The organism is Amycolatopsis sp. NPDC059027, assembly GCF_042739735.1.
Lineage (GTDB): Bacteria > Actinomycetota > Actinomycetes > Mycobacteriales > Pseudonocardiaceae > Amycolatopsis.
Map to the genome: position 1 here is coordinate 1 of NZ_JBHYIK010000082.1, position 14248 is coordinate 14248.

9 protein-coding genes are annotated in these 14248 nt (G+C 70.3%); 1 reads left to right on the plus strand and 8 read right to left on the minus strand.

Annotation, left to right across the window (positions count from 1 at the left end; all coding sequences use genetic code 11):
• Window positions 1-85: 85 nt before the first annotated feature.
• Together ACFWY9_RS38070 and ACFWY9_RS38075 are read right to left on the minus strand one after the other, a co-directional pair.
• Window positions 86-754 (minus strand): SGNH/GDSL hydrolase family protein, encoded by a 669-nt coding sequence (locus ACFWY9_RS38070; RefSeq protein WP_378341167.1) that lies wholly within the window; start codon window positions 752-754, stop codon window positions 86-88.
• A gap of 37 nt (window positions 755-791) precedes the next feature.
• Window positions 792-2312: an FAD-dependent monooxygenase gene (locus ACFWY9_RS38075; RefSeq protein ID WP_378341168.1), complete on the minus strand. Its 1521-nt coding sequence runs from the start codon at window positions 2310-2312 to the stop codon at window positions 792-794.
• 136 nt (window positions 2313-2448) lie between these two features.
• Here ACFWY9_RS38075 and ACFWY9_RS38080 point away from each other — a divergent pair, with 136 nt between their 5' ends.
• Complete coding sequence (locus ACFWY9_RS38080) at window positions 2449-5670, plus strand: BTAD domain-containing putative transcriptional regulator (protein WP_378341169.1); 3222 nt, start codon at window positions 2449-2451, stop codon at window positions 5668-5670.
• Between the two features lie 11 nt (window positions 5671-5681).
• Here the strand turns inward: ACFWY9_RS38080 and ACFWY9_RS38085 are convergent, their stop codons facing one another.
• The 6 genes from ACFWY9_RS38085 to ACFWY9_RS38110 form a co-directional block, all read right to left on the minus strand.
• Window positions 5682-5969 (minus strand): hypothetical protein, encoded by a 288-nt coding sequence (locus tag ACFWY9_RS38085; RefSeq protein WP_378328173.1) that lies wholly within the window; start codon window positions 5967-5969, stop codon window positions 5682-5684.
• A gap of 190 nt (window positions 5970-6159) precedes the next feature.
• A complete protein-coding gene (locus ACFWY9_RS38090) occupies window positions 6160-7521 on the minus strand; it encodes a hypothetical protein (protein WP_378328172.1) in 1362 nt (453 codons plus the stop codon).
• A gap of 123 nt (window positions 7522-7644) precedes the next feature.
• Window positions 7645-10854, minus strand: a complete 3210-nt coding sequence (locus tag ACFWY9_RS38095; protein ID WP_378328171.1) for an arabinosyltransferase domain-containing protein — start codon at window positions 10852-10854, stop codon at window positions 7645-7647.
• Between the two features lie 309 nt (window positions 10855-11163).
• On the minus strand, window positions 11164-12003 hold the full coding sequence (locus ACFWY9_RS38100; protein ID WP_378328170.1) for a TIGR03560 family F420-dependent LLM class oxidoreductase: 840 nt from the start codon (window positions 12001-12003) through the stop codon (window positions 11164-11166).
• 94 nt (window positions 12004-12097) lie between these two features.
• Window positions 12098-12556 carry a DoxX family protein gene (locus ACFWY9_RS38105; protein ID WP_378328169.1) on the minus strand — a complete coding sequence of 153 codons (459 nt, stop codon included), beginning with the start codon at window positions 12554-12556 and terminating at the stop codon, window positions 12098-12100.
• A gap of 341 nt (window positions 12557-12897) precedes the next feature.
• Window positions 12898-14247 (minus strand): MFS transporter, encoded by a 1350-nt coding sequence (locus ACFWY9_RS38110; RefSeq protein WP_378328168.1) that lies wholly within the window; start codon window positions 14245-14247, stop codon window positions 12898-12900.
• Window position 14248 lies beyond the last annotated feature (1 nt).

Here is a 14248-nt window from a genome sequence, read left to right on the forward strand (position 1 = left end):
TCGCTGGCCGTCCCCTCGCCCGACCGCCCCCCCCGACCGGCCCAGCTCCCGGCCGCCCCCGCGCGACCCACCCCCCCCCCCCGGCTCACGCGACCAGCCGCAGCCAGGCCGCCGCGAGGGCGGCGTGACCGGCCGGTGTCGGGTGTACGCCGTCCTCGGACCAGTGTTCCGGTTCGGTCGTCGCGGCTAGTTCGGCGAACATGTCGTCGGCGGCGAGCAGGTGTGCGCCGTATTCGCGGGCGAGTTCGCGCACGACCTGGATCTTCGGGTCCAGGTCGATGCGCCATTCCTTGCGCTCTTTCTCCCCGATGAGCGCGTGACCGCCACCGGCTTCGACGACACCTTTGATCGGCAGGAGGAACGGCTCGATGAGGATCAGCTCCGTGCCCGCTTCGGCCAGCGGCGCGAGCAGCCGGTCGTAACCGGCTTCGAACTCCTCGACGGGGATCACGCGGCCATCGGGGTCCAGCGTGTGCCAGCCCATGTCGTTGACCCCGGCGAGGATCGACACCACGTCCGGGCGCGCGTCGAGTACGTCTGTCTGCCAGCGAGTTTCGAGGTCCATCACCTTGTTACCACCGGTGCCGGTGTTCAGCCAGGTCACGGGCCGGTCCGGGTGCCGGAGTCCCCATTCGCCCGCGATGCGCAGCGGGTAGCCGAACCCGAGCCGGTCTTCGCTTTCCCGCCGTTGGCAGTCGGTGATCGAGTCGCCGGTGAACAGCACGGTGCTGCCAGGGCGGAGAGTGATCGTCATAGGTGCTCCTGAGAATTCGGCAGGGAAAATGGGGGAGTCAGACTTCCGGGCTGCCGAACCACCGGCCGACGGCCCGCTCGAACGCTTCACAGTCGGGTTCGCGCTCACCTGCCCAGGCGACGACGCCGTCCGGCCGGACGAGCACGGCTCCCACGCCGAGGTCGTTCTTCGCGGCGCCCGCCGCATATCGCAGCCGGTTTTCCCAGCCGGTCGTGGAATCGCGCAGTCGTCGATCGGTGCTGAAATCGAGCACGACGCCGCGGCCGTCCTGCATGAGGTCGCCGAGGCGAGTGCCGTCTTCGAGACGGAAGTCGGGGGCGTTGCGGCCGACCAGCGGCTGCTCGCTGCCGAGGTCGTAGCGGACCGATGCTCCCGACACCTTCTCGAACACGTACGTCGTTCCGTCGCGGGTCCCGAGCAGATCGCGCAGCACGCCCTGGACCGCCTGGCCGTGCGGGTCCGGCCGCATGGCCGTGGTCTGGGCACGGGTCCAGTCGAGCGCCCAGGCGCCGATCGGATGACGCTCCCGGGTGTAGGTGTCGAGCAGCCCGTCGGGTGCGTGCCCGCGCACGGTCGCCGCGAGCTTCCAACCCAGGTTCACCGCGTCGCCGAGGCCGGTGTTGAGTCCTTGGCCGCCCAGGGGCGAGATGATGTGCGCGGCGTCGCCCGCGAGCAGGACGCGGCCCCGCCGGTAGGTCGTCGTCTGCTTCGCCCGGTCGGTGAAGCTCGAGACGAGCTGGACGTCGCGTAGCGTCACATCGGTGCCCGACACGCGGCGCAGCACCGTCTGGAGATGCTCGCGAGTCGGCTCCCGCGAACGGTCGAACGCGCCGCCGTCGCAGTCCATCATGCCGATGTGCCCTTCGGCAGGCATCCGGATGTACATCCCCGTCGGCGTCAGGTTGATCCCGGGGTTCAGCTTCTCGGGGTCGGCGAGGGTGGCGAGCATGACGTAGCCGGTGAACAGCGGCTCGGTGCCGACGAACTCGAAGCCCGCGAGCCCGCGTACTGCACTGCGTCCGCCGTCGCAGCCGACGAGCCAGCGCGCCGCGTACTCGTGTTCGCCGGCGTGCGCGGTCACGCTTTCTTCATCCTGTGTGATGGCGTCCACCGTGACGCCGCGCCTGATCTCCACGCCGAGCTTGGCCGCCCGCTCGGACAGCACGGTCTCGACCGCGTCCAGGTTCGTCATCACGCTCTCCGGTGCCGGGCTGGGCAACCGGAACGGGAGGGCGGTGAGATCGACCTTGGCCGGATCGAGCACCATGCCGCCGAAGTGGCCTACGCCGCGAGGAGGCGAGGGCTCATCCGCGTCCGGATCCACGCCGGGAACGTCGTGGATGCCCGAGATCGTCAGCAGCGGCTCCAGCAACCCGCGGCGACGGAACGCCTCGACCGAGGTGGCGAACAGGCCTCGCATCCCGAGCGGGTCCGTCCGCCACGGCGAGTGCGGCTCCGGTTCCCGTTCGAGCACCAGGACGGAGCTGTCCGCGAGGCCGAGCTCGCAGGCGAGGAAAAGACCGACCGGGCCCGCGCCCACGATCACTACGTCATGCATGCGAAATCCCCTTTCCGACGCCGGTTCCCGGCGTCACGGCAAGACTGCCGCCGGCCGCTCACAGGGGGCGCACACGACGCTGACACGGTGCGGCCCTGCTGTGAGGACCCGAGGACGCGTACGCGAAGATCGGAGAATGGACGGGGGTGCACGGTTTCGGGTCACGCTGCTCGGCGCCTTTCAGGTGTCTCGCGGTGACACCGTCCTGCCCGTTCCCGGGGCCCGGTTGCGGGATCTGGCGGTTCGGCTGGCGCTCGCCGGTGGCCGCGTGGTGGAGCAGGGCGTCCTGGTCGACGCGATCTGGGCCGAGGGCCTCCCGGCCGACCCCGCCCACGCTCTGCAGGCCCTCGTCTCGCGGCTGCGCCGGACTTTCGGCTCGGCGGACGACGTCGTGCAGGTCGCGGGCGGTTACCGGCTGGCCGTCGCCGCCGAGGTGGACGCACTGCGGTTCGAACAGCTCGCCGCGGACGGCCGTGATCGGCTGCGCGACCGCGACCCGGAGGCCGCGGCGGCCGTGCTCGGCGAGGCGGTGGCGCTGTGGGGCGGCCGTCCCGGCGCCGACCCCGCGGTCGTCGCCGCGGTGGCTCCCGCCGTCGCGACCCGGCTGGCCCACGTCTCGATCGAGGCCGTCGCCGACCTCGCCGACGCCGAACTGGCGCTGGGCCGGGCCGACACGGCCGCCACCCGGCTGACCGCGCTGCTCGCCGAGCACCCCGTCCATGAGCGCACCGCCGCGCTGCTCATGGACGCGCTCGCCGCCCAGGGCCGTCAGGCCGAGGCCCTCGCCGTGTACGAGCGAGTCCGCGAAACCCTGGCCGACCTCCTCGGCACCGACCCCGGCACGGCCCTGCGCGAACGCCATCTACGCCTGCTGCGCGCCGAGCAGCCCGCGCCCGCCGCCCAGACCAGGCCGAGCAACCTGCCCGCGCCGGTGACCAGTTTCATCGGGCGTGACGACGACCTCGACCGGATCGGCACGCTGCTCGCCGCCGGGCGGCTGGTCACCGTGCTCGGTCCCGGTGGCGCGGGCAAGACGCGTCTCGCCGTCGAGGCCGCCCGCCGTCATCGGCACGCGTACCGCGACGGCGCCTGGATGATCGACCTCGCCTCGGTCACCGAACCCGCCAAGGTCGGCGCCGCGCTCCTGACCGCGATCGGGCTGCGCGGCTCGGCGTTGTTCGAGGCTTCGGCGAGGCTCCGCGGTGAGCCGGTCGACGAGCTGGACATGCTGTCCGATCAGCTGGGCGGCGAGGAGGCCCTGCTCGTGATGGACAACTGCGAGCATCTGATCGACGCCGCGGCCCACCTGATCGCGGCGCTGCTGACGCGCTGCGCCGGGCTGCGCGTGCTGGCCACCAGCCGTGAGCCCCTCGCCATCGACGGCGAGGCATTGGTCCCGCTCGGCCCGCTCCCGCTGCCCGGCCCGGACGCGGACGTCGAGCAGGCCCGCCGCGCCGCGTCGGTGTGTCTGTTCACCGAGCGGGCGGCGGCCGTGCGGCCCGGCTTCGACGTCGACGAGCGCAACCTCGGCGAGGTGCTGCGTATCGTCCGCAGCCTCGACGGCCTGCCGCTCGCCCTCGAACTAGCCGCGGCCCGGTTACGCACGCTCTCGCTCGCCGACCTGGCCGCGGGGCTGTCCGACCGGTTCCGCCTGCTCGCCACGGGCAGCCGGACGGCCCTTCCCCGGCATCGCACGCTGCGGGCGGTCATCGCGTGGAGCTGGGACCTGCTCGACGCGGACGCGCGTACGGTCGCGGAGCGGATTTCGGTGCTGCCCGGCGGCGTCACCCCGGCCTCGGCCACTGCGGTCTGTGCCGGGACCACGGTGTCGCCCGGCGAGATTCCGGAGCTGCTCGCGGGGCTGGCCGACCGGTCGCTGCTGCAGCTCGCTCCGGACACCGGCCGCTACCGGATGCTGGAGACGATCCGCGAGTACGGTCTGGAAACCTTGGTGGACCAGGGCGCTCGTACCGAAGTACGAGACCTGGCCGCTCGCTACTTCGCCGAACTGGCCGCTCATCACGACCCGCTGCTGCGCGGCCCCGAACAGCTCGCCGCACTCCACGTGCTGAGTGCCGAGTACGACAACCTGCTCGGCGCCTTGCGGCACCGCTGCGACACGGGCGATTCCGCGGGCGCGCTCGGGCTCGCGGTGGACCTCGTCTGGTATTGGGAGATGCTCGGCAGGTACAACGACGCGGCCTACTGGCTCGGCGAGGCTGTCGCGGTGCCTGCCGAGCGGCCGGGCGTGGAGCGCGACATCGCCGAGGGGCTGGTGCTCCACACCCTCACCAGCCAGAGCACGCTGGCCAACGACCTGGCCAACCAGCGGCGCGAAGACCTGCGGGCGCTCACCGACCGGCTGCTGAGCCGTCCGGAGCTGCCGGGTTTCGGTGGCGTGCTGATCGCGGTCAGGCTGGCCAGCCTGGAGGAGACCGAGGTGTCGCGGTCGATCCTCCAGCGACTGATCGACGGGCCGCACGTGTGGCCGGCCGGGCTGGCCCGCATGTTCCGGGCCCGGTCCGAGGAGAACGCGGGCCGCCTCGAGCGGGTCCGCGACGACGTGGCCGCCGCACTGGACTGCTTCGCCAGGGCCGGCGACCGCTGGGGACTGGCCACCGCCCTGCCGCTGCACGCGCAGCTGCGGCAGTACGAAGGCGATCTCGACGGCGCGCTGGCCGACCTGACCGAGGCCAAACGGCTGGCCCGCGAGTTCGGGTCGCTCAGCCTCAGCGACGAGATCTTCGTCGACTTCCGCCTGGTCGACCTCCGCCTGCGGCTCGGCGAAACCGCACGGGCGACCGAGATGATCGCCGCGACCCGGGAGCGCGTGCGGTACTCGGCGTCGCCCGACATGGCGGTTCTGCTCGATACCCGGGAGGCGGAGCTGTGGGTGCGGATCGGTGACCTGGACCGGGCACGCGAGCTGGTCGAGGCTGCCGAGGCCGGACTGGCCGGGCAGTCCGCGTTCGACGGCGACCACGGGCAGGCGCTGGTCAGCATGGTGCGGGCCGCGCTCTGTCTCGAACTCGGCGACGCGCCGGGCGCCGAGGAGGCGCTGCGCCGGGCGCACGCGGCGGCCGTCGAGAGCAAGGACATGCCGGTCGTGGCGATGGTGGCGGTGACCGCGGCCGGACTGGCCGCGCAGTACGGGCTATACCACGATGTGGCCATCCTGCTTGGCGCGGCGGCTCGCCTCCGGGGCGCCCATGACCGCACCGAACCGCAGGTCCGCACGCTGAGCAGCCGGGGCAGGGCCGCGCTCGGGGACGAGCGCTTCGCCGAGGCGTACGAGACGGGATGGCGGCTGGACGTACCGGCGGCACTGACCCGGACCGATCCGGCGCGGCTGACCTAGGGCTCAGCTCCTCACGCGAGTTCGGCCGAGGCGACCGCCGGGAGCAGGCGGAGTTGGTCGAGCAGGGCGTCGACCTCCTCGGCGGCCACCAGGACCGCGCAGACCATGCTGCTCTCCGGGACGCCGTCCCGGATGTCCACGGACAGGTCGTGGACGAGGCAACCGTGCCGCGTCAGTGTGTCGACGAGGGCGGGGATTTCGGTGATACCGCCGACGAAGTAGGTGGCGATCCGGCGGCGCACCGGCATCGAGGCCCGCGGGGCCGGGACGGCGTACGACGAAGCAGTGGTGAAGGACATGGCTGACTCTCCGCGATTCGAGAACGGGGTGAACGCGGGCCAGGCCCCGGGAGAGTTCCGTAACGGCGGTCGCCGACGTCGCGCGCCGGCTCCCTGGTTCAGCCGGCGCGCCTGACTACGAGTCGCTGGGACGTCATACGGCGCTGCACGGCGACAGGCTAACACGACCCCGGGCAGCTGTCGTCGTCGGCTAGGACGGCAGCCCGCTTCCCTGGTGACCGCGCGAAGAGACGGACGGCCATGTCTCGGCAGCGGGGTCCCGACGGAACTCGCGGATTGTCGTCCACAGCACGGAAACGACCGCGACGGCCATGAGCGCGGCGAGGATCCGGAATTCCAGCGTGGGTGCGTAGAGGTTCGACATCTGGTCCGTCATGAAGCCGGGCGGGGGATGTCCGCCGGGAGTGGGAAGAACGGTGCCGTCCGGGGGAGGCCCGCCGATGAACACGCCCGGCCCGCCGCCGGGGCCCATCGGTCCCATCGCCGGGAACAGCACCTCGAGATAGGCGAACACCGAGGCCACCTGCACGAGAACGGGTACGTACCAGAGGCGGCGCGGCAGGTGGAACGCGGCGATCACGGTGAGTACCTCGGCCAGATAGAAGTAGCGCTCGTGCATCGACGGCAGCAGAAACGGCACCAGAAGAGCCGAAGTCGCTCCCATGAGCACGATCTTCGTCGTCGTCAGCCGGACCCGGCTGAGCAGCACACCGAGACACAGTCCGAGAACCACCAGCCCGGTGACGGCGACGCCGATGGGCCGGATCACCGCCGCGTCGGCGCCCGCCGGGAAGAACTGGTAGATCGACGGCGCGCGCAGGGACAACTCGGGGTACGAACTCGTCTGCTGCGCGTACACCGACAACAGTTGTCCTATCGGTGCTCCGGCCAGCAGCGCCGGGATGTCGAGCAGCAGGACGACCCCGGGCACGACGGGGAGTACCCGCCACGGCAGCCATTTTTTCAGGAGCAGCACCAGAAGCAGCGGGAACAGGAAGACCGCTTGCAACTTGAAAGCCAGTGACAGACCGAAGAAGACGGCGCTGAGCCACGGCCGCTTGCGCAGGGCGAAGTACACGCCGCCGAGGGCGAACGCGGCGTAGATCGCGTCGGCCTGTCCCCACATCCCGCTGTTGGCCGCCACGGTGGGGAGGAACAGGACGATCAACGCGGCCAGCGGCGGTGACCAGTGACCGGGGTGGCGCAGTGCGACGATGCGGTAGGTGAAGTACGCCAGCACCAGGTCGAAGAACACCGAGATGATCTTGATCCCGGCGAGTGCGGGTATCGGCGGATAGGTCAGGATCGTGATCAGGTACAAATAGGGGACGTTGTAGTCCGAAAAGCGGTACTTGAGCGCGCCGAATCCGCCGTGCGTGGAAATGAACTCGTACCAGTTCTTGAAGAACACCTTGTAGTCGAAGGACTCGTGGTCGAACAGGGCGACCCTGGCCGCGATCGCGAGCACGACCGCCGCGGCCACCAGTCCTGTCCGGCGGAACGTTCGCTTCCGATTCTCGTCGAGGGCGACGACTTCCGATTCTGCTGACACCCCGGCGACCGTAGAGCGTCATTGTGTGTGTTACCTGGAAACGGTGTGTGTGAATGGTGAGAGCCGGTGCGTGCACACGGCCCTTCAATCCACAAAGGACAGATGGCGCGGTCGGCCGTGACGTCAGCGGGTGGGCGTGGATCCGTTGGGCTGCAAGGGACCCGGACCCGGCGACCACCAGCCCCACACGGTCTTCTCGCCGCGCTGGACGTGGGGCGCCGCACCCTTCGTGTAAGGCTCGACGTGCATCAGCTGACCCCATGACTGTTCCGGGGCGCCCCGCAGGTAGCTCGGCACCTCGGGCTGGTCGGCGACCTCCTCGAGCCAGCCGAGCGAACCGCCGTGGACGTTGCTCGCCCAGCCCGCCTCCGACGCGAGCGAGCCTGCGGTGATCCGGTACGCGGGCACCTCGGAGATCCCGTCGTGCGACACCACGGGGTTCATGCGCGGGTACACGAACGCGGCGGGCCAGTCCATGTACACCGGCGCGTTGCCGACGCGCTGCGTCAGCGTGGTGAAGGTCGGGACGCGGGGTGCCGTCACCGCCACCCAGCCGTCCGAGGTCACGTCATCGTCCTTCGCGACCACGCGGACCAGAGTGGCGTTCTTCGGCAGGTCGCCCATCTCGACCCGCTCGTCGGCCCATTTGCCGGTGACCGACTTGTCGGTGCCCGACTCCGTGCCCACGCCAGGGGCGAGCACCTGATGGGACTTGACGACCTTGACGCCCTGGGGCGTGTGTGTCCCGAACTCGAGCCAGACGCCCTCCGCCTTGCCGGACTTGGCCGCCACCGCGATCGCGAGCTGCGAGTTCGCCCGGTTGTCCGGCAGCTGGTACCAGTCGGTGCGCAGGCGGCCGGTCCGCTCGTCCGAGCCGTAGCTGCTCCACATCGGCACGGAGCTCGTGGTGAACCCGTGCGGCGGGCTGTCGAGCGGGTCGTCGCCGGACTTCGTGGTGGTGTGGAACCCGGCCGAGGTGGTGCCGTTGTCCTGGTCGGCGGGCGGCAGCGCAGGGTTGGCCTGCCGCTGCTCGACCGGCGCTGTCCGTGCCGTTACGGGCTTGAGCAGGCTGGAGACCGGATCCTTCTCGACCATCACGTGATCGGACAGGTTGCCGCTGCTGGTGAACAGGTGCTGCACGTTCGCCGCGCCGAGGCTGTAGCTGTTCCACTGCTTCTGGATCGCCTTGCCCATGCTGGCGAATTCGAACATCACGACCACGCCGCAGACCACGACGAGCGAGACCGAACCGAGCTTGAGTGCGCGTAGCCGCCGTTCCTGCGTAGGGGGCGGCAGCAGCCCCGGCCGCTGCATCTTCACGTTCTCCACGAACGCGATCACCGCCGCGACGGCCGCCGCGAGCAGCAGCAGGGTCGACAGGTGGTAGCCGTGGAAGGACGGCGCCTTGTCGAACCACGGCACGCCGATTCCTGAGACGAACCAGTACGCGTTCGGCCCTGTCGCCGCGAGCGCGGCCACCACCAGCAGTCCGGCCGCGAACGCGGCCCGGTTGCGTTTCGACCGCAGCACCACCGAACTCGTGGCGAGCGCGGTGAGCGCGGCCATCGCCGAACCGACCGCCGCGAACGCGCCGAAGTGATGCGTCCACTTGGTCGGGGTCAGCGCCAGCAGCAGGAAGAACAACGCCGTCGTGCCGATCAGCCGCCGGGCGGGGCCGAGCGCGGCCCCCTGGATCCGGCCGCGGCGCAGCAGCACGACCAGGCAGGTCCCGGTGCACAGCATCAGCAGCAGTACCGGGAACCGCCGGATCATCGACCCGTCGGCGTTGTCGGCGAACAGCAGCTGGTACCGCGAAAGCTCGTTGTACCAAGGCTCGCTGGGGCCGACGTTGCCGCGCAGCCGGGTCGCCTCCAGCACCGTGGCGAACGTCTGGTCGGCGAACACGACCACGAGCACGATGAACCCGGCCGCCGCGACCGGTGCGAGGACCGGGGCCCAGCCCGCTTCCCGTGCCCTGGCACGCAACATCTGGAACAGCGGGCGCGCGGCGACCAGGAAAGGCGCGACGGCGATCAGCGCGGTCGGTGTCGCGGCGAGCGCGAACGCGGCGGCCAGCAACCCGAGACACAGCGGGAGCAGCCGCCGTGTGACGAGGGTCCGCTCGACCGCGCACAGCGCGAGCAGCGAGCCCAGCGCGGCCCACGGTTCGGGGCGCACGCCGTTGTTGAACGGCAGCCACCAGACGAGGAACACCATCGCCGCGGCCCAGCTCGCCGCCGGGCTCTGGCGGACCTGGTTGCCCAGCCGCGGCATGACCTCGCGGCTGATCAGCAGCCAGCAGATGACGGCGATGACGAACGACGGCAGCCGGATCCACGGCGGCACCGTGGAGACCGTCGCCATCAGCTCGTAGATGTGGTCGTTCCAGCCGAACGGCGCTTCGGCTACCCCGAACCATCGGTGGTAGTTGGTCAGGTAGCCGACCTGCCCGGCCACTCTGGCCATGGTCAGGATGTAGCCGTCGTCGGAGGTCACCGGCCCGATGAACACCCAGGCGCCGAGCACCCCGAACACCGTGAAGTCGCGTTTGGTGAGCTTCCACCAGCCGACCGGTGCCCAGCGGGGTGCCCGCCGGGCACCGCCGCGGTCGAGCCGGTTCACCGCGAACAGGGAGCCGATCAGCGCCAGCACACCGGCCACGCCGACGCCGGCCTTCAGCCCCGTCGGCGAGGACTGGTAGCGCGTGTCCGGGGTGATCGACACGTGCAGCCCGGTGATCGGATCGGTGGCCGACGTTATGTCGGTGTAAATTCCCACCACGCGCGGGCGTACGTCGCCGCCCGAGTCGTAGACGGGGGTGCCGGCGACGGTCAGCGTGGTGTGCGTGGCCGAGGCGGAGAACCGGACATCACAGCCGGTCGCGGGCAGCGGCTGGTTGGCGACCTGCTGGCCGCGGTTGAACGCGGTGAGCACTCCGTGTTCGACCCGCAGGAACACCCCGGCGCCGTCCCCGGTGCGCGCGCCGGGCACCGTGGAGAACAGGTACCCGCCACCCGGCATGCGCGCGTCGACCGACTGGACCGTCGCACACGGCAGGTCGACCCGCATGTCCTGCGCCCAGTAGCCGGTGAGTGGGGCGTTCACCGGACGGGTGTCGCCGGCGACCGGCCAGGTGATCTCGGCGGTGTCCTGCACCACGGGCAGGAAGGGGGAGGCGATCGCGCAGGCGGCGGAGAACAACCCGAGCACGATGGCCAGCCACCGCCACGGCACGGCACGGGTCCTGGGCTGGTTTTCGGTGTCCGGGCAGGGTTTTCCCGGATCGGTCACCTCTTCCGAGGCGATCGTGGGTGTCCCGTCGGCCGTGCGCATCGGGCGGACGCTATCACGGTGCCCGGACGCTGCCGGGGGACACCTTCGAAGTCACTCGACCGGGTCGCGTTTTTTCGTTCCGTGGTGCGGGTTTCGGCCCCGGACACGCGCATCGCGTAGTAGCCGCACCAGGATTTCGGTCGCGTGCTACGCGTGAAGCCCGCTTCGCCGGTTAACTCCGCGCGAACATTCTGTTGCCGTGCCATGAGTTTCGTGAACAGTCCGTTGTGGATGTTTGAAATCCGGCACTTCTGGGTAAGGGCGCCGGGCTGCCCGCGAGGCCAGGGCGTTCGCGGGCAGCCCCGGATTTCAGCGCAGCGGTTCGAGGGCCTTCGTCAGCGGCTCCAGCACGGCCGGGGTGTGCGGCGGCGGAAGGTAGATGATCGCCAGGTCGACTCCGGCCTCGCCGAGCGCTTCCGCCTGGGCGGCCACCTTGACGTAGTCCAGGTCCGGCTCGAGGCGCACGTGCGAGGAGAGGGTGATTTCGCCCGGGTCGCGGCCGATGTCCGCGCAGTGGCGGTACAGCACGTCGCGCTTGTGCGCGAACTCCTCGGGCGTGCCGCCGACGAAGTTCCAGTGCTGGGCGTACTTCGCGGTGGTGCGCAGGGTGCGCTTCTCGCCGCTGCCGCCGATGCAGAAGGGCGGGTGCGGCCGCTGCACCCCCTTGGGCTCGCAGCGGGCGTCGGTGAGCTGGTAGTGCTCACCCTGGAACGTGGTGGTCTCCTGGGTCAGCAGGCCGAGCAGGACCGCGCAGGCCTCCTCGAACCGGTCGCTGCGTTCCTTGACGGTGCCCAGTTCCATGCCGTACGCACCGGATTCCTCCTCGTTCCAGCCGGCACCGATGCCGATCTCGAGGCGGCCGCCGGAGACGACGTCGAGCGTGGCGGCCATGTTCGCGAGCAGTGCCGGGTGCCGATAGTGGATCCCGCTGACCAGCGTGCCCAGCCGCAACCGCTTCGTGGCCTGGGCCAGCGCGGTGAGGGTGACCCAGCCTTCCAGGCACGGACCGGTCGGATCGGAGAAGATCGGATAGAAGTGGTCGAAGGTCCACCCCGACTCGAACAGTTCGATCTCGTCGGCGGCCTGCCAGACCGCGAGCATGTCCGCCCAGGCGGTGTTCTGGGGCGAGGTCTTGATGGCGAATCGCATGATTTCGATCGTAAACCTGGAGTTTCTCCAGATCGGTCGCCTCGATGACGCGGGACCCGGCCTGCCCTGCGGACGAGGCAGGCCGGGCCGCGGTTCAGGCTTGCGCGCCCGCTGTGCCGGCGGTCGGCGCGGGCGGCCGGTTTCGCAGGCGGCGCAAAGCGTTTCCGACGGCCCACGGGCCCGGTCCGAGCGCCGCGATGGCCAGGAACGCCCACGCGTAGAGGGCGGACGGTTCACCGCTGTTCTGAATGGGCAGGAGAGCTTTCGCCTGGTGCACGGTGAAATAGGCGTAGGCCATCGACCCGGCGCACACCAGGGCCGAAACCCGGGTGCACAGCCCGAGCGCCACCAACGTTCCGCCGACAAGCTGGATGACGGCCGCCCACCAGCCCGGCCACGCACCCGCCGGCACCGTGCCGCCGTGCGTGCCCATCGCGCCACCGAGCACCCCGAACAGGGACGCGGCTCCGTGGCAGGCGAACAGAAATCCCACCACGACCCGGAAAACCGACTGCACGCTGGGCGCGAATCGCGTACTGAGCTCACTCCTCATGCGGTCCAAAGGTTAACTCTCCTCTCGGCCGGCTCCTCGAACGATCGCGGAACCATAAGCTAAGGAGAGCCTTACCTAACAAACGTTGTGGTGAGGGTCACTCGTGTCGGGACAAGTTTCCGATAAAGGGACGAAAAACCGGGCGAAGGCAGGTAAACGTTCTGTTAAGTGGGTTAACTCGGAGACGACGGGGTCTAGGTTCAATGCCAGGAACCCGGTGGGCGGCTTGGGTTGGTGAGACCGGCAAAGGATCGTAGATCGGACAAGCCGACCAACGGTGCGTCCTTAATGGACGGTTCCGGGGTCTCGGGTGCCACCGCGCGAGTTCCTGGCATCGGGGTTCAGGATTCGGGGCGCTCCTCGGCGAGATCTTCGGCCTGTAGCAACGGATTCCCGGCGGTTTCCCGCAGGGAGAAGGCGGCGATCAGCCCGATCACGGCGGCGGCCATGAGGTACGGGCCGGGGACGAGGGTGCTGCCGGTGGCGGAGATCAGCACGGTCATCAGGTACGGCACGGTTCCGGCGAAGAGGGCGGCGGTGACGTTGTAGGCGATGGACAGGCCGCCCTGGCGGGTGCGGGTCGGGAAGATCTCGGCGGACCACACCGCGTACGTGCCGAGGATCGCGGAGAGCACGATGCCGAGTGCGAGCCCGCCGATCCACGTTCCGGTGAGGCCGGTCCGCATCAGCAGATAGGCCGGGGTCGCGAGGACGAACAACGCGATGCCCGCGCCGAGCAGGACCGGCCGCCTGCCGACGCGGTCGGACAGGCGGCCGAACGCCGGGACGAGGACCAGCCCGACGAGCGAGATGACCGTGGACAGCAGCGCGGCGTTGCCGGAGGAGTGGCCGAGGTAGTCGGTCTCGTAGGTGACCAGATAGGTGAGCACGGCGTAGAACGGGACGTGCATCATCGTCATCAGCCCGGCGGCCTGGAGCAGCTGTTTCTTGTTGTTGCGGAACAGTTCCCGCACCGGGCTGCGCGGCACGTTGTCGGTCGCTTCGAGCGTGCGGTACTCTGGCGTGTCCTCGATCTTGTTGCGGATGACGAAGCCGATGATGCCGAGCGGGGCGGCGATGAGGAACGGGACACGCCAGCCCCACGAGGCGAGCTGCGCGTCCGAGAGACCGACCGACAGCAGGAGGAACACGAACGACCCGGCGAGGAACCCGAGCAGGGAACCGACTTCGAGCCAGCTGACACCGAACCCGCGACGGCGGCGCGGCGCGTACTCGGCGAGGAAGCTCGCGGCGCTGCCGAACTCGCCGCCCGCGGCGAAGCCCTGCAGCAGCCGGAGGAAGACCAGCAGCAGCGGTGCCGCGATCCCGATCGTCGAGTAGCCGGGGAGCAGGCCGATGACGAGGGTGGCGCCGGTCATCGCGAAGATGACGATCGACAGGGTGCGCTTGCGGCCGATCCGGTCGCCGAGTGGTCCGAACACCAGTGCGCCGAGGGGCCGGATCCCGAACGACACCGCGAAGACCCCGAACACGGCGAGGAGGCCGGCGGTGGCGTCGCCCGCGGGGAAGAAGACCGAGGCGATGGTGCTCGCGAGGTAGGCGTAGGCGGCCCAGTCGAACCAGTGCACGAAGACGCCGACCGCGCCCGCGGCCACACTCCGGCGCAGCGTCGCGGGGTCGGCGATCGTTTCGGTGAGTTCCCTGGCGGGAACGGCTTCCCGTGCGGTCATC